The organism is Pseudotabrizicola sp. 4114 (assembly GCF_031457365.1).
In the GTDB taxonomy this organism is placed as follows: domain Bacteria; phylum Pseudomonadota; class Alphaproteobacteria; order Rhodobacterales; family Rhodobacteraceae; genus Pseudotabrizicola.
Genome location: NZ_JAVDWP010000001.1, coordinates 644,068 through 657,568, shown reverse-complemented (window position 1 = coordinate 657,568; position 13,501 = coordinate 644,068). Strand labels below are relative to the sequence as shown.

Genomic DNA, 13,501 nt, shown 5'->3' with positions numbered 1-13,501 from the left:
CGCGGCAAGCGCTACTGAACATAGGGCCAGACCGCCTGCGAAAACACCCCGCCATCGACCCAGATCGTCTGGCCGGTGATGAAGCTTGCCGCCTCTGAACACAGGAACACCAGCGGCCCGGCGATGTCTTCGGGCGTGCCCACCCGGCGCAGCGGCGTCACCTTTGACCATGTAGCGGCATAATCCCCCGCCTCTGCCGCCGTGCGCTCGGTTGCGATTGCGCCGGGGGCGATGCAGTTGACCCGGATACCATGCGGCCCCAGCTCCACCGCCGCCGATTTGGTGAACTGCTCGATCCCGCCCTTGCTGGCGGTGTAATCCACCAGTTTCGGAAAAGCGAGCTTGTTGCAGCCCGAGCCAAGGTTGACAATGCTGCCGCCCTTGCCCGCCGCCACCATGGCACGGCCCGCCGCCTGCGTGTTCAGGAATGTGCCGCGCAGATTGGTATGCATCACCGCATCCCATTGCCCGGCCTCCAGATCCAAGAGCCCCGCCCAGGTCTGGATGCCCGCATTGTTCACCAGCACATCGGGCGCGTCACCCGCCCAGTCCGCCGCTTCGGCATGAAAACGCTGCACCGCCGCCTCATCCCCGGCATCCGCCTCCCAGGCCCGTGCCCGACGGCCCTGCGCCGTGACCCGCGCCACCAGATCTGCCGCCGCCTCTGCAGCACCCAGATGGCTAAACCCCACATCATATCCCGCCCCGGCCAAAGCCGTGACCAAAGCCCGCCCGATGGCCGATGGCCCGGCTGTAACCATGGCAAACATGACAATCCTCCCCGCTGCACCCCACCCTTAGTGCCGCGCGACGCCGCTTCGGGCAAGGGTGCAATCCGGGTCGCAAGCCAAGGTCGCAGAAATACGTCTGCGTCAGGATTTTTGCCAAGGGCAAGTGGCAGAGCGTTCCGCCGCCAGTCCCTTTTGTTGCTACGCGGCCCCTGCGGCCTGCGGCAGGGAAAACCAGCCGCCTGCGGGCGGCAGGCGGCCCACGCGCAACGGGCAGCCATAGGCGCGTTCAAGCGCGGTGTCGGTCAGCACTTCGGTCACCGGCCCCTGCCCGGTCAACTGCCCCTGATCCATCAGCCAGACCCGGTCAGCCGCCATCGCGGTCAGGTTCAGATCGTGCAGCACCGTGACCACGCCACCGCCGCGCGCGGCAAAGTCGCGCATCTGTCGCACCACAGCCAGCTGATGGGCAATATCGAGGCTGGCCACGGGTTCATCCAGAAACAGCCAGCGCGGCACGCCCGCGACCACCGGCTCCCAGACCTGCACCAGCACCCGCGCCAGCTGCACCCGCGCCTGTTGGCCGCCCGACAGCTCCTGATACAGCCGGGGCGCGTACCCCGCCATATCCACCGCCGCCAACGCACGCGGCACCAGATCGGTGCGCGCGCCATGGGCGGCGGCAGTCAGGCCCAGCCGCACCACCTCGGCCACCGTAAACGGAAACGCCAGCGCCGAGGCTTGCGGCAGCACACCGCGCATCGCCGCCAGCTCCCACGGGCGCAGGCGGGCGCAATCCTGCCCGTTCAGACTGACCTGCCCGCCATAGGCGACATCGCCGGTCAGCGCGCGCAACAGCGTGGTTTTGCCCGAGCCGTTGGGGCCAACGATGACCGTGACCTCACCCGGACGGGCTTCGGCGCTGATGCCGTGCAACACCGCCGTTTTGCCCAAAGAAACCCGGATATCCTGTGCAATCAGCATCTACAGATCCACCAACCCGCGACGCCGCAGCAGAATCCACAGGAACACCGGTGCGCCAAGGGTGGCGGTGACGATGCCGATGGGCAGTTCCGCCGGTGCGATGATGCTGCGCGCGATCAGATCGGCCAGCAGCAAAAGCGTGGCCCCGGCCAGCCCGGCATTGATCAGTAAAAACCGATGATCCGGCCCCGTCGCCAGCCGCAACAGGTGCGGCACGACGATGCCAATGAACCCGATGCCGCCCGCAATCGCCACCCCGGCCCCGGTGGCCGCCGCCACCGTCAGGATCGCCACCGCCTTGACCCGCTGCACCGGCAGGCCGATGTGATGCGCCGCCGCCTCACCCAGGGCCAGCCCATTCAGCCCGCGCGCCAGAAACGGCGCCGCCACCAGCGCCAGCAGCATCACCGGCCCCGCCGCCATCAGCTTGGGCCAGCTGGCCCCGCCCAAAGAGCCAAGCCCCCAGAAGGTCAGATCGCGCAGTTGCCGGTCATCGGCGATATAGACCAGCACCCCCGTCACCGCGCCCGCCAGAGCGCCCAGCGCAATGCCCGCCAGCAGCATGGTGGCCACGGACGTGCGCCCCGACCGCGTGGCCACCCGGTACAGGATCAGGGTCGAGGCCCAGCCGCCAAGGAAAGCCGCCACCGACACCAGATGATAGCCGACAGCCTGCGTCAGCCACAGCGGGGCCAGCCCGCCCAGCACAATCGCCAGCACCGCGCCCAGCCCGGCCCCCGCCCCCACACCGACAAGGCCGGGGTCAGCGAGGGGGTTGCGGAACAGGCCCTGCATCACCGCGCCCGCCACCGCGAGCGAGGCCCCGACCAGAACGCCGGTCAGCATCCGGGGCAGCCGGATTTCCCACAGGATCAGCCGGTCGCGGGCGGGCATCGCCTCGCCCGAGGTCAGCGCCTGCACCAGCGATCCCAACGACACGCCCGACGCCCCGTGCGACAAGCTCAAGAGCGCCGTCAGAACCAGCGCACCCGACAGCGCCAGCATGGTCAGGCGCGCCTGCGCGTCGCGGTCACCCGCCAGCCGTGGGGCATCGAGCGCCACCATCAGCCACGCTCCGTCGCCAGCGTGGCGCGCAGAGCGGCATTCAGCTCCAGCGCGGCCGCCCCGGTGCGTGGGCCAAAGCCCAGCAGATACAGCCCGTCCATCCGCAGCACATGGCCCCCTTGCGCCGCAGGGGTCAGGGCCAGCGCCGGATGCGCCAGAAGTTCTTCGGACGCCAGCGCCAGATCGCCGCCCCGGTCCATCGCCAGAATCACATCCGGCGCAGCCGCAATCGCGGCCTCGTCGGTCAACGGCTTGTAGCCCTCAAACCCGTCAACCGCGTTGATCCCGCCACTCAGCGCAATCATCGCCCCCGCCGATGTGTTTGATCCCGCAGCCAGAATCCGCCCGCCTTGCAAGGACAGCACGAACAGAACCCGGGGCTGCGCGGGCATCGACGCCGCCGCCTCTGCCGCAAGATCCAGCTCCGCCTGCGTCTGCGCCGCCAGCTTTTCTCCGGCTTCGGGCACCCCAAGCGCCTCTGCCGTCACCGCAATCTTGGCCAGCACATCCGCCGGGGTCAGCGCATCGGGCAGCGTCACCAGCGGCACACCGGCATGGGTCAGAATCTCGATGGTCTCCGGCGGACCGGCATCGTGTTCAGCCAGAATCAGATCGGGGTCGAGCGCGATCAGGTTTTCCGGCGACAGGCGGCGGACATAGCCCACGTCGGGCAGATCGAGCACCGCTGCGGGAAAGCTCGATGTCGAATCGCGCGCGATGAGGCGGTCGCCCTGCCCCAGCGCAAACACGATCTCCGCCGCCGATCCGCCCGCCGCCACCACCCGGCGCGGTCCGTCTTCGGCGCGGGCCGCCGTGGCCAGCGCCATCAGCAGAATCAGCGTGGTCATTCCCGCATAAAGCCCGCTGACCGACAGGGTCTGCGCCCGTTTCATGCCAGCACCTCTGCGGCCAGACCTTCGGTCATCCGGTCCCAGCCCCGGGTATCGGTGTCGGCCTCGGCGCGCTTGCCGAACATCTGCAGGATCAGCCGTCCCTCGGCGTCAAAAGCCTCAACCGACACGGCGGGGCCGCGTTTGGTCGGTTTGGAGACCAGCCAGACCTCGGCGATATGATCGGCGCGCAGATGCAGGTTGAACCGGGGGTCGAGCACGTTTTGCCACGGCCCCATCGGTGCGATCCGGTGGACCAGACCGGAGTGGATCTGGATGCAGCCCTCGTTGCCGACAAAGATCATGATCTTCAACGCGTCCGCCGCCGAGCGTTCCAGCGCCCAGGTCACCGCCTCCACCGGCAGCTGACGGGCGAATTGCGTGCCAACAGCCCGGTTTGCGCCCAGACGGTTCATCTTCAGCCGCCGCACCATGGCCAGAAACTGATGCGTGTCGGTCAGCTGCGCCCATTCGCTGCGCAAGGCGTCAATCCGGTCTGCGTCAATGCGCGCAGGCTCTGGTGCTGCGCGCGCGGTGATCTCGAACGGCGCATCCACCGGCAGCGCCAGATCGGCCACCGCAGCGTCAAAGGCGGCGATGTCGGAGTCTGCGCCCAGATGCACCTTGTGAACCGCGTCGCCTGCGGCATCAAACACCTGAATGCTGCGCTTTATCCCCTGCTCGGTTTCCCGCGTGATGGCAAAGCCATGCACCCAGTGGCGCGGAAAGATCCGCAGATCAATCTCGTCGCCCAGCACCATCGACGCATGCGCGCCCGAATGGAAATTGGTGTAGACCCCGCGCCGCTCATGCACCGCACTTTCATTGCGGGTCAGCGCCATCACGTCGCCCAAGCGGCAGACATGCGGCATCAGACGGGCCGGATCGGCGACGATGCGCGTGGCGGCAGCACCCGCTTCGGCGGCCACCAGCTGCGCTTCTGACAGGCCGATGGCGGCGGCAAGATCGCGCTCGCGCAGCTTGGGGTGTTCGGTGCGGGCATGGGTGATCCGGGCGATCACATCTGGGGAAAGCAGCATAGGGGTCATCCTTGGACATGGGCTTTGACACGGGAAGCAGTCGCATGTCTGGCGGGGGTCTGGCCCTCGGCTGGATGGCGCGGCGCAATACTTGACGAAATTACTTGGGCAATCTAGAAGCCGAGTCCAACGGGGTCAAGAGCCGATCCCGCAGGGTGCCAGCGTTCCGCCAGCCGACCACAAACCGTCGCGACCAAGGGGACACCATGCAACCGAACCATCCGGGGCAACCGCGCATTGCGGGCCTCGCCCGTCTGATGACAACCGCCGCCATCATCGCCATCGCCGCTCCGGCTGCCGCACAGGATACGGCGGGCGGGGGCACATTTCTGGGTCGCCTGATTCTGGGGGCCGGTCAGCAAAAGGTGGCGATCGACACGCCGCAGGCCGTCACCGCCGTCGAGCAGGACGACATCGACCGCGAGCAGCCCGCCACCATCGGCCAGATGTTCCGCAATGTGCCCGGCGTGCAGACCGCAGGCTCTGACCGCCCGCTGGGCACCGCGTTCAACATCCGCGGCATCGGCACCACCGAACAAACCGCCAGCGAGGCGCGCATCATCGTCAACGTCGACGGTGTGCCCAAGTTCTATGAGCAGTACCGGCTTGGGTCATTCTTCACCGACCCCGAGCTCTATCGCCGGGTCGAGGTGTTGCGCGGGCCGGGGTCGGCAGTGCTGTATGGCTCGGGTGCCACGGGCGGCACGGTGAACTTCGAGACCAAGGATGCCGCAGACTTCATCCCCGAGGGCAAGACCGGCGCGGTCCGGCTGAAATTCGGCTATGACAGCAATGGCAACGGCAAGATGGGGTCTGCCATTCTGGCCATGCGCCCGGCTGAGGGGGCAGAGTTTCTGGCGGCGCTCGGCTACCGCACCTCTGACGATTACAAGGATGGGTCCGGAACGGTGCTGAGCGGCACCGAATCCTCCTCCCCGGCGGCACTGATCAAGGGCACGTTCCGTCTGGGCGAGACCCAGACCCTGCGCCTGTCGCTCCAGCGGTTTGAAAGTGACAATGACAACGCCTCGCTGGCCCAGACCGGCGGCGGCAATGTGATCGCGGAAAGCTTTGGCATCGTGCAGCGCGATGTGTCTGACACCACGCTCAGCGCCGAATGGCAGGCGACCACCGATCTGGCCTGGCTGAACCCAAAGGTGCAGCTGGCCTGGTCCGATACCAGCGTGACCCAGCGCAACGCCCGCAATCTGGCAGGCGTGCCGCAAGTCTGTCTGCCGTCACCGTCCAACGCCAATGTGTTCTGCGATGTGGATTACGCTTACCGCACTGCGATGCTGAAGGTTGAAAACACCGCCAGCATGCAGGGCGCGGGTTGGGAGAATTTCCTGACCGTCGGCCTGCAGGCCACCAACCAGAAGCGCATCGCCGACAGTGCGGGGCCGCTCGGCTTTCACCCCGAAGGCACCGACCGCAAGATCGGGGTCTATGCGCAATCGGAACTGGTCATCGGCGAGCGTCTGACGCTGATCCCCGGCGCGCGTATCGACTTTGCCACCCGCACCCCCGGTGCTGGTGTGCGCAGCGGTCAACAGGTCAAGGATGAGGCCCGCGCCCTGACCTTTGCCGCGCTCTACAAGATCACCGACGATTTTTCGGTCTTTGGCTCGGTCGCCCGCACCGAACGGCTGCCGACGCTGGATGAGCTCTATTCGTGGTCCACGACCAAGGCCCCGGCCCTGTCGCTGGAAAAGGAAAAGGCCACCAACTTTGAACTGGGCTTTGCCTGGTCGCGGCAGGGTCTGCTCTCGGCGGACGACAGCCTGCAACTCAAGGCCACGGTGTTCCGCAACGACATCGACAACCTGATCACCACCACCCCGGCCCAGTCGCGCGTGTTCCACCAGAACGTCGCCCGCGCGCAGTTCGAAGGCGCAGAGATCGAGGCCGGGTATGAGACCGACCGGTTCTTCGGGCGGCTGGCTTATTCCTATGTCATGGGCAAGGACCGCGACTTTGGCTACACCATCGCCACCACCCCGGCCGAGTCTCTGGCGCTGACACTGGGCGGGCGCATTCCCGACCGGGGGGTGGAATATGGCTGGCGCGGCAATTTCGCCGATGGCATCACCACCGCCAGCCGCAGCACCGCCACCGGCGCTATCACCCAGACGCGCTATGCCGGATACGGCACGCATGACCTGTTCGTGGCGTGGAAGCCGCAATCGGGCGCGCTGGACGGGTTTGACGTGCAACTCGCCGTCGAAAACGTCTTTGACCGCGACTTCCGCAACAACCTGTCTTCGGACAACGGGCGTGGCCGGACCGTCAAGCTGAGCGTGGCAAAGGCGCTGACATGGTAAAACGACTGACGTTTGCGGCGATGGCATTGGCCATCGCCGCGGGCGCCGCACGGGCGCAGGACTTGCAGATCGACCTTAACACGCTGGAATCGCAGCCCGAAGCCTGTCGGCTGACCTTTGTGGCCTCCAACGGTTTTGGGGCTTCAATCGAACGGCTGGTGATCGAGGCTGTGCTGTTCACCAAGGCGGGAAAGGTCGCGCAGTTTACGCTGTTCGACTTTGCCGCGCTGCCCGAGGGGCGGCAACGGGTGCGGCAATTCGATGTGGCCGGGCTGGCCTGCGATGATCTGGGACAGGTGCTGCTGAACGGGGTCTCGACCTGCGACGGGGCCGATCCGATGGCCTGCGCCGCTGCCCTGAAACCAGCCAGCACGGTAGACGGGGTAGAGGTGGCGGGATGATTCATCTGGTGGAGGCACGCGATGCCCTGCGTGGGCTGATCGAGTTGGGCGGGCCGGTGGTGGCGCTGATCCTGGCGCTGTCGGTGCTGGCAGGCGCGGTGGTGCTGTGGAAGCTCTGGCAATTCCGCGCCGCCGGGGTCGGCCGGCATACGGGGCTGGAAGCCGTGATCGCCGCGCAGGATGCGGGCCAGACCACCCGCGCCCGCGCCCTGTGCGAAGCCGCCCCCAGCCATCTGGCCCCGCTGCTGTCCGAGGCGATGCGGGCCGACACTGTCGCCGCCCGGGACCGGCTTTACACGCTGGCCGAAGACCGGCTGGCGCGGCTCGAATCCGGGTTTCGCCTGCTTGACACCATCGCGCAGACAGCACCCCTGCTGGGGCTGTTCGGCACCGTTCTGGGCATGATCGACGCCTTTCAGGCGATGCAGGGGGCCGGGCAAGCGGTTGACCCATCGGTTCTGGCGGGCGGCATCTGGGTGGCCCTGATGACCACCGCTGCCGGTCTGGCGGTGGCGATGCCGGTCAGCGCTGTGCTGTCCTGGCTGGAATCGCGGATGGCGGCAGAGCGGCGCATGGCCGGAACCGTGATCGAAGCGGCGCTCTGCCCCGGCATGATCTCCCGCGCCGAAGCTGTCGTGCAACCCGGCCGCGTTCATGCGCCGGCTTGATCAACCCCGGCGGCGGCGGGCGCTGTCGATGACCTCGCTCATCGACGTGATCTTTCTGCTGCTGCTGTTTTTCATGCTGTCCTCGACCTTTACCCGCTTTGGCGATCTGCCGCTGGTCACCGCCTCTGGCGGACTTGCAGCCAGCACCGACGCGCCCGCGTTTTTGCGCCTGCAACCCGAGGCTTTGACACTGGATACCCACGCACTCGATCTGCCCGCCCTGCCCGCCGCCCTGACCGCCCGCGCGCCGCTGCTGGTCGTGGTAGCACCGGGCGAAGGGGTGACCGCGCAGCGGCTGGTCGATGTGCTGAATGCGGTCCGCGACCTGCCCGGCATCACCCTGCGCGTGATCGGAGGATAAGATGCGCCTTGCCCCCCCGCCCCGCCGCAAAACTGAGCCGACGATCACCCTGATCAATGTGGTGTTCCTGATGCTGGTGTTCTTTCTTGTGGCCGGTCAGGTCGCAGCCCCTGTGGACCACGACGTTCAACTGATCGAGGCCGCATCTGTGGCCACCCGCGCGCCGGATGATGCGCTGGCGGTGCGCGCCGATGGCACGACACTCTGGCGGGGTGAGCCAATCTCGCCCGAAGCCTTTGCCGCCGCCCGGCTGACCGAGGGGGCAGAGGTGCTGCGGCTGGTGCCCGCCCGCGACCTGCCCGCGCAGGATCTGCTGCGCATCGCCAATGCCCTGCGTGCTGCCGGTGCCGCCGAAGTGCGTCTTGTCACCGAAAGGTCAGCACCATGAAACACGCGCGCCTCCCCTTTGTCGCCGCACTGGCCTTGTCAGGCGCGCTGCATGCTGCGGGCGCGATTGCGATTGCCCCGCAGCCGGATGCGCTTGCGATTGAGGGGGGCGGCACCGCATCAATCGCCCTGCTGGGCGAGGCGTTTGAGGATCTCGCCCAAGGCGCGCAGCCGGTCGAGGCCACCGAGGCAGCACCTGCGCCGCCGCTGTTAGCCCGACCGGTGACGACCACGGCAAGCCCTGTGGCCCCCGCGACCGCCGACACCCCGCGCCCCGCATTGTCCTTGCCCGTCTCTGATACCGCCGATCTGACCGCTGCACCGCTTGCGGATCATGCCCCCCCGGCAGCCCCCGAACCTGCGCCGCCTGTCGTGGCATCCCTGGCCCCCGCCCCGCCGACATCTGCCACGCAACCGGTTTCGCCGACCGAACTGGCCACAACGGTCGAGGCAGACGCTGCCGCGCCCGAAACCTCGCCCCGCCCCCGCCCGCGCGCCGAAAAGCCTGAAAAGCGAACACCCGAAAAGCGTACCGCTGAAAAGCGTACCGCCATCCCGGCAGGCAATGCCGACCGCAACGCCCGCAAGGGCGCGCAGACCGGGCAGGAAAACGCTGCCGCCGCTGCGGCAGCGGCAGGTGCCGCCCGCGCCCAAGGCAACCAGCAGGCGGGCAATGCGGCGCGATCCAGCTATCCCGGACTTGTGCTGCGCAAGATCGAGCGGACCCGAAAGCCGGCACATGCAGCGCGGGGAACCGTGGTGGTCGCGTTTCGCGTCGCGCCATCCGGGGCCTTGGCATCGGCACGGGTGGCGCGCTCTACCGGCGATCCGTCGCTGGAGCGGGTCGCGCTGGACCACATCCGCCGCGCCGCGCCGTTTCCGCCGCCGCCAGCCGGGGCGGAAACCGATTTCCGCTTTGAATTCGTCGGGCGGCGCTGAACCTGCTTACCAAGTAAAAAACTCGGAATTGACTTATCCGATCAAAACAGTCACCTATCGTTGAGCTTAAGTTCCGTCCCGGCACCCACATCTGCGCAGGCTTTTCCGTGATGCAAGACACCCCGTCCAACACCAATCCGGCCCCAATGCCGGCGATCGCAAGCGCGCCGGTTCATGATGCGCTGGGTCTGACAAACGGCGGGCCGGTGGCCCATATTGCACTCGACGGGCAGGTCTATGTGCTGCGCATCACCCGCGCGGGAAAGCTGATCCTGACCAAATGACCCCAGCCAAAGGGCAATCTTGCCCTGCAAGGATGTTATGACCAAACTCCCCTCCCCCTGCATCAGCGTGTGCAAGTTCAAGCGCGAAGGCCATTGCATCGGCTGCTCGATGACAAAGGCGCAGAAAGACTTGTTCAAAACGCTGAAAAAACCAAAACACCAGCAGGCCTTTATTGACCTGCTGGTGCATCAGCAAAACGATATGGGCAAGTACCGCCACTGGGCGCCCGCCTATGAACAGCGGTGCGCCAAGCGGGATGTGAAAAGCCCGCTCTGATCAGCGCAGATGGGGATCAGCGCAGATGGGCGCGCAGCATCCAGGCGAATTTTTCATGCGTGCGGGCCCGGCCAATGGCCAGATCCTGCGTCAGCAGATCGCCATGCTCTTCGGCCACAGCGGACAGACCCGCCATCGTTGCGGCAAGGGTTTCCTGCGCCGACAAAAGCGTGGCGACCATGGCTTCGGCCTTGGCGTGGCCATCATGCTCGGCAATTTTCGAGCGCTTCAGCATGGCCGAAAGCTGGCCTTCGGCATGACCGTCCAGCGCTTTGATACGCTCGGCCAGATCATCCTGCGCGACGAAGTGATCTTCATACATGGTCTGGAACAGCGCGTGCAGCGGGCCAAAGCCCATGCCCGTCACGTTCCAGTGAAAGTTTTGTGCCAGCATCGTGGCGACGACAGTTTCGGCGACGCCTTGATTAAGCGCCTCGCACACGGCTGTCCGTGCGGATGGGCTGATTTGGGCTGAAGCTTGCGCCATGCCTGACCTCCTGAAAAATAACTGCGGAATTCTGGGGCGGGACTGGCTTGCACGTCGGCTGGCTACCCGCAATCACAAGATAGGGGCAACAGCGGGCATGGGCAACCCCCTTTTAGAATAATTCTAAATCCGACAAAATCAGTCAGTCACATCTGGTCTTGTCGCAGCGCCAGTTGCGCCGCCAGCCAGCCGATCTGACGCCGGGCATGACGCGGCAGGCGCGAGGCCAGCATAAAGCGCATGCTGTCCTCATCCCCGCGCCGGGCGGCATTCAGCAGGCTGGCAATCCACGCCTCGTCAAACGACAACTCGCCCGCCCCCGGCTGGTGCAGCACCGGCACCCGCCCCAGAACCACCGCCAGCCCGCGCAACAGCGCCTCGGCATAGCTGCGGGCTGCAACGCCGGAATCAGTCGAGAGCATGGCACAGGCATGGAACAGATCCAGCCGCGCCCCGGCCTGACAGCGCGGCGCAAGCCGACGCAAGGCCGCAACAGCGGCCGGAATATCAGCGGAGGGGCGAAGAAACGGGCGCGGATGCGCGATTGCCTGCATGAGACTGCTCCATTAACCTGAGTGTTATAGTCGGGTATGAAGCAAAGGTCCAGATGCATCTGCACGCCGGACGCTGCCACAGCCTTGCTCTTGCACAGCCTTGCTCTTGCCTCTGGACCCGTACCCACCCAACCGCCACTCTGACCGGACCGAACCACGGGGGGGCACCATGGCACCGACGCGCAGCGATCTTCTGACGGCATTCGGCATCACCCTGCCGGTCCCGCCACTGACAGGCAGCTCGGGGGCTACGGTTGTCGATGATGCAACCTGCCTTGCCCAACAGCTTGTGCTGAACAGCAACGGCGAAGAGATACGGGCTTTCTGGTGCCGCCCGCGCGATTGCACCGGCCCCCTGCCAGCAGTCCTGATCCTGCATGCCCATGGCAACCGCTATGACATCGGCGCGGCTGAGGTGATCCACGGCCGCCCCGCCCTGTTCGCGCCAACAGGCCGGGCGCTGGCGGCACGCGGAATTGCCTCGCTCTGCCTCGACATGCCGTGTTTCGGCAGCCGTGCCGGGCAAAGCGAAAGTGCCCTGTCCAAGGCCCTGCTGTGGGAAGGCCGCTCGCCCGCCGGGCAAATGCTGGCCGAGAACATCGCGGCGCTGGACTGGCTGTGCGCGCGGCCCGATGTGGACGCGGGCCGGACCGGCGTGTTCGGGCTGTCGATGGGGGCCACGCTGGCCTATTGGCTGGGCGCACTGGACCCGCGCCTGCGGGCGGTCGCGCAGGCGTGCTGCTTTGCCGACTTCCGCCAGCTGATCGCACTTGGCCAGCATGATCTGCACGGGATTTACCTGACCGTGCCGGGGCTGTTGCCGCTGGCCTCGAACGGGCAGATTGCCGGGATGATCGCGCCAAGGGCGCAGTTCATCGGTCTGGGCGATATGGACCCGCTGACCCCGCCCGCCGCCACCGCTGCGGCGCTGCGGGAGGTGCAGGCCGCTTATGCGCAGCACGGCGGGCGGCTGGTGATCCACCGCGAACCCGCCTCGGGCCATGTCGAGACGCAGGCGATGCACCTCGCCATGCTAGCGTTCATGACAGCCGAGCTGGCTTAACCCAGCCGCTGCCCGTCCGCGCCAAAGACATGCACCGATTGCGGGTCATAGCCCAGTTCGATCACCGCGCCGCGCGCCAGATCAGGCTGGCCGGGCAACACGGCCAGCAAGCCATTGCCCGCGCCCATATCGGCATGCACCACACTTTCCGGCCCCAAAGCCTCGATCAGCCGCACCTCGGCGCGCAATGGGCCGCCTACCTCTGGGCGCAGGTGCTGCGGGCGGATGCCCAGCGTCACCGCGCCATCCGGCACGGCCAGCCCCACCGGCAGCGGCAGCGTGGCACCATTGTCCAGCTGCACCGACCCGCCCTTGGCCTGCCCGGTCCACAGGTTCATCCCCGGCGCGCCGATGAACCCGGCCACAAACAGATTGGCCGGGCGGTTGAACAGGTTCAGCGGGGTATCGACCTGCTCCACCTTTCCGGCGCGCAGAACCACAATCCGGTCGGCCATCGTCATCGCCTCGACCTGATCGTGCGTCACGTGGATCATCGTCGCCCCCAGCCGGTCGTGCAAAGCCGACAGCTCGGCCCGCATGCTGACCCGCAATTCGGCGTCCAGATTCGACAACGGCTCATCCAGCAGAAACGCCGTCGGCCGCCGCACGATGGCGCGGCCAATCGCCACCCGCTGCCGTTGCCCGCCGGACAGTTGCCCCGGCCTGCGCTCCAGCAGCGGTTCGATCTCCAGCATCCGGGCGGCTTCGGCAATGCGCGTGTCGATTTCCGCTTTCGGCATGCGGGTGTTCTGCAGGCCAAAGGCCATATTCGCCCGCACCGTCATATGCGGATACAATGCGTAGGACTGGAACACCATCGCCAGCCCCCGGTCTGCCGCCGACCGGGCGGTGACATCGGTGCCGTCAATCTCGACCCGCCCCGCCGTTGGCTGATCCAGCCCGGCGATCATGCGCAAGAGCGTGGACTTGCCGCAGCCCGAGGGGCCGACGAACACCACCAACTCGCCCTCCTCCACCGTCAGGTCAATGCCCTTGAGCACATCGACGGCGCCAAAGCTTTTGCGGATGTCGTGCAACTGTATGCGACCCAT

17 protein-coding genes are annotated in these 13,501 nt (G+C 66.8%); 9 read left to right on the top strand and 8 right to left on the bottom strand.

What is annotated here, in order from left to right; translation table 11 throughout:
- Positions 1 to 11: 11 nt before the first annotated feature.
- The 5 genes from J2X53_RS03280 to J2X53_RS03260 all read right to left on the bottom strand — a co-directional run bounded on the left by J2X53_RS03280 (position 12) and on the right by J2X53_RS03260 (position 4,707).
- A complete protein-coding gene (locus J2X53_RS03280; protein WP_349036025.1) occupies positions 12 to 770 on the bottom strand; it encodes an SDR family NAD(P)-dependent oxidoreductase in 759 nt (252 codons plus the stop codon).
- 159 nt (positions 771 to 929) lie between these two features.
- Entirely contained in the window at positions 930 to 1,712 is a 783-nt protein-coding gene (locus tag J2X53_RS03275) for a heme ABC transporter ATP-binding protein (protein ID WP_349036024.1), read from the bottom strand.
- Positions 1,713 to 2,777 carry an iron ABC transporter permease gene (locus J2X53_RS03270; RefSeq protein WP_349036023.1) on the bottom strand — a complete coding sequence of 355 codons (1,065 nt, stop codon included), beginning with the start codon at positions 2,775 to 2,777 and terminating at the stop codon, positions 1,713 to 1,715.
- Positions 2,777 to 3,670, bottom strand: coding sequence for a hemin ABC transporter substrate-binding protein (locus J2X53_RS03265; protein ID WP_349036022.1), 894 nt, complete (start codon positions 3,668 to 3,670; stop codon positions 2,777 to 2,779). Before J2X53_RS03265 ends, J2X53_RS03270 begins: the two co-directional genes overlap by 1 nt.
- Positions 3,667 to 4,707, bottom strand: a complete 1,041-nt coding sequence (locus tag J2X53_RS03260; RefSeq protein ID WP_349036021.1) for a ChuX/HutX family heme-like substrate-binding protein — start codon at positions 4,705 to 4,707, stop codon at positions 3,667 to 3,669. Before J2X53_RS03260 ends, J2X53_RS03265 begins: the two co-directional genes overlap by 4 nt.
- Before the next feature lie 206 nt (positions 4,708 to 4,913).
- Here J2X53_RS03260 and J2X53_RS03255 point away from each other — a divergent pair, with 206 nt between their 5' ends.
- The 8 genes from J2X53_RS03255 to J2X53_RS03220 all read left to right on the top strand — a co-directional run bounded on the left by J2X53_RS03255 (position 4,914) and on the right by J2X53_RS03220 (position 10,345).
- On the top strand, positions 4,914 to 7,028 hold the full coding sequence (locus J2X53_RS03255) for a TonB-dependent receptor (protein ID WP_349036020.1): 2,115 nt from the start codon (positions 4,914 to 4,916) through the stop codon (positions 7,026 to 7,028).
- Entirely contained in the window at positions 7,022 to 7,429 is a 408-nt protein-coding gene (locus J2X53_RS03250; RefSeq protein WP_349036019.1) for a hypothetical protein, read from the top strand. Before J2X53_RS03255 ends, J2X53_RS03250 begins: the two co-directional genes overlap by 7 nt.
- Positions 7,426 to 8,097 (top strand): MotA/TolQ/ExbB proton channel family protein, encoded by a 672-nt coding sequence (locus tag J2X53_RS03245; protein WP_349036018.1) that lies wholly within the window; start codon positions 7,426 to 7,428, stop codon positions 8,095 to 8,097. Before J2X53_RS03250 ends, J2X53_RS03245 begins: the two co-directional genes overlap by 4 nt.
- On the top strand, positions 8,084 to 8,458 hold the full coding sequence (locus J2X53_RS03240; RefSeq protein ID WP_349036017.1) for a biopolymer transporter ExbD: 375 nt from the start codon (positions 8,084 to 8,086) through the stop codon (positions 8,456 to 8,458). The genes J2X53_RS03245 and J2X53_RS03240 overlap by 14 nt, the downstream gene beginning before the upstream one ends.
- 1 nt (position 8,459) lies before the next feature.
- The gene (locus J2X53_RS03235; RefSeq protein ID WP_349036016.1) at positions 8,460 to 8,846 is read left to right on the top strand and encodes a biopolymer transporter ExbD; all 387 of its coding nucleotides are present in this window, start codon (positions 8,460 to 8,462) and stop codon (positions 8,844 to 8,846) included.
- Positions 8,843 to 9,784, top strand: a complete 942-nt coding sequence (locus tag J2X53_RS03230) for a TonB family protein (RefSeq protein ID WP_349036015.1) — start codon at positions 8,843 to 8,845, stop codon at positions 9,782 to 9,784. Before J2X53_RS03235 ends, J2X53_RS03230 begins: the two co-directional genes overlap by 4 nt.
- A gap of 146 nt (positions 9,785 to 9,930) precedes the next feature.
- On the top strand, positions 9,931 to 10,068 hold the full coding sequence (locus J2X53_RS03225) for a hemin uptake protein HemP (RefSeq protein WP_349036014.1): 138 nt from the start codon (positions 9,931 to 9,933) through the stop codon (positions 10,066 to 10,068).
- A 37-nt stretch (positions 10,069 to 10,105) separates the two neighbouring features.
- Entirely contained in the window at positions 10,106 to 10,345 is a 240-nt protein-coding gene (locus J2X53_RS03220) for a DUF1289 domain-containing protein (RefSeq protein WP_349036300.1), read from the top strand.
- 16 nt (positions 10,346 to 10,361) lie between these two features.
- Here the strand turns inward: J2X53_RS03220 and J2X53_RS03215 are convergent, their stop codons facing one another.
- Together J2X53_RS03215 and J2X53_RS03210 are read right to left on the bottom strand one after the other, a co-directional pair.
- On the bottom strand, positions 10,362 to 10,832 hold the full coding sequence (locus J2X53_RS03215; RefSeq protein ID WP_349036013.1) for a DNA starvation/stationary phase protection protein: 471 nt from the start codon (positions 10,830 to 10,832) through the stop codon (positions 10,362 to 10,364).
- A gap of 146 nt (positions 10,833 to 10,978) precedes the next feature.
- Positions 10,979 to 11,386, bottom strand: a complete 408-nt coding sequence (locus J2X53_RS03210; protein WP_349036012.1) for a hypothetical protein — start codon at positions 11,384 to 11,386, stop codon at positions 10,979 to 10,981.
- Positions 11,387 to 11,555: 169 nt separating this feature from the next.
- On the opposite strand from J2X53_RS03210, the gene J2X53_RS03205 reads away from it, so the two are divergent.
- On the top strand, positions 11,556 to 12,449 hold the full coding sequence (locus tag J2X53_RS03205; protein ID WP_349036011.1) for a CocE/NonD family hydrolase: 894 nt from the start codon (positions 11,556 to 11,558) through the stop codon (positions 12,447 to 12,449).
- On the opposite strand, the gene ugpC is transcribed toward J2X53_RS03205, so the two are convergent.
- On the bottom strand, positions 12,446 to 13,501 hold the full coding sequence (gene ugpC, locus J2X53_RS03200; protein ID WP_349036010.1) for a sn-glycerol-3-phosphate ABC transporter ATP-binding protein UgpC: 1,056 nt from the start codon (positions 13,499 to 13,501) through the stop codon (positions 12,446 to 12,448). The two genes, J2X53_RS03205 and ugpC, sit on opposite strands and share 4 nt — an antisense overlap.

Excerpts from the sequence above, each read along its gene's own strand:
- J2X53_RS03205 (WP_349036011.1), top strand. The coding sequence starts at position 11,556 with ATGGCACCGACGCGCAGCGATCTTCTGACGGCATTCGGCATCACCCTG.
- J2X53_RS03280 (WP_349036025.1), bottom strand. The coding sequence starts at position 770 with ATGTTTGCCATGGTTACAGCCGGGCCATCGGCCATCGGGCGGGCTTTG.
- ugpC (WP_349036010.1), bottom strand. The coding sequence starts at position 13,501 with ATGGGTCGCATACAGTTGCACGACATCCGCAAAAGCTTTGGCGCCGTC.
- J2X53_RS03255 (WP_349036020.1), top strand. The coding sequence starts at position 4,914 with ATGCAACCGAACCATCCGGGGCAACCGCGCATTGCGGGCCTCGCCCGT.
- J2X53_RS03250 (WP_349036019.1), top strand. The coding sequence starts at position 7,022 with ATGGTAAAACGACTGACGTTTGCGGCGATGGCATTGGCCATCGCCGCG.
- J2X53_RS03215 (WP_349036013.1), bottom strand. The coding sequence starts at position 10,832 with ATGGCGCAAGCTTCAGCCCAAATCAGCCCATCCGCACGGACAGCCGTG.
- J2X53_RS03270 (WP_349036023.1), bottom strand. The coding sequence starts at position 2,777 with ATGGTGGCGCTCGATGCCCCACGGCTGGCGGGTGACCGCGACGCGCAG.
- J2X53_RS03265 (WP_349036022.1), bottom strand. The coding sequence starts at position 3,670 with ATGAAACGGGCGCAGACCCTGTCGGTCAGCGGGCTTTATGCGGGAATG.
- J2X53_RS03210 (WP_349036012.1), bottom strand. The coding sequence starts at position 11,386 with ATGCAGGCAATCGCGCATCCGCGCCCGTTTCTTCGCCCCTCCGCTGAT.
- J2X53_RS03230 (WP_349036015.1), top strand. The coding sequence starts at position 8,843 with ATGAAACACGCGCGCCTCCCCTTTGTCGCCGCACTGGCCTTGTCAGGC.
- J2X53_RS03220 (WP_349036300.1), top strand. The coding sequence starts at position 10,106 with ATGACCAAACTCCCCTCCCCCTGCATCAGCGTGTGCAAGTTCAAGCGC.
- J2X53_RS03235 (WP_349036016.1), top strand. The coding sequence starts at position 8,460 with ATGCGCCTTGCCCCCCCGCCCCGCCGCAAAACTGAGCCGACGATCACC.
- J2X53_RS03225 (WP_349036014.1), top strand. The coding sequence starts at position 9,931 with ATGCCGGCGATCGCAAGCGCGCCGGTTCATGATGCGCTGGGTCTGACA.
- J2X53_RS03275 (WP_349036024.1), bottom strand. The coding sequence starts at position 1,712 with ATGCTGATTGCACAGGATATCCGGGTTTCTTTGGGCAAAACGGCGGTG.
- J2X53_RS03245 (WP_349036018.1), top strand. The coding sequence starts at position 7,426 with ATGATTCATCTGGTGGAGGCACGCGATGCCCTGCGTGGGCTGATCGAG.
- J2X53_RS03260 (WP_349036021.1), bottom strand. The coding sequence starts at position 4,707 with ATGCTGCTTTCCCCAGATGTGATCGCCCGGATCACCCATGCCCGCACC.
- J2X53_RS03240 (WP_349036017.1), top strand. The coding sequence starts at position 8,084 with ATGCGCCGGCTTGATCAACCCCGGCGGCGGCGGGCGCTGTCGATGACC.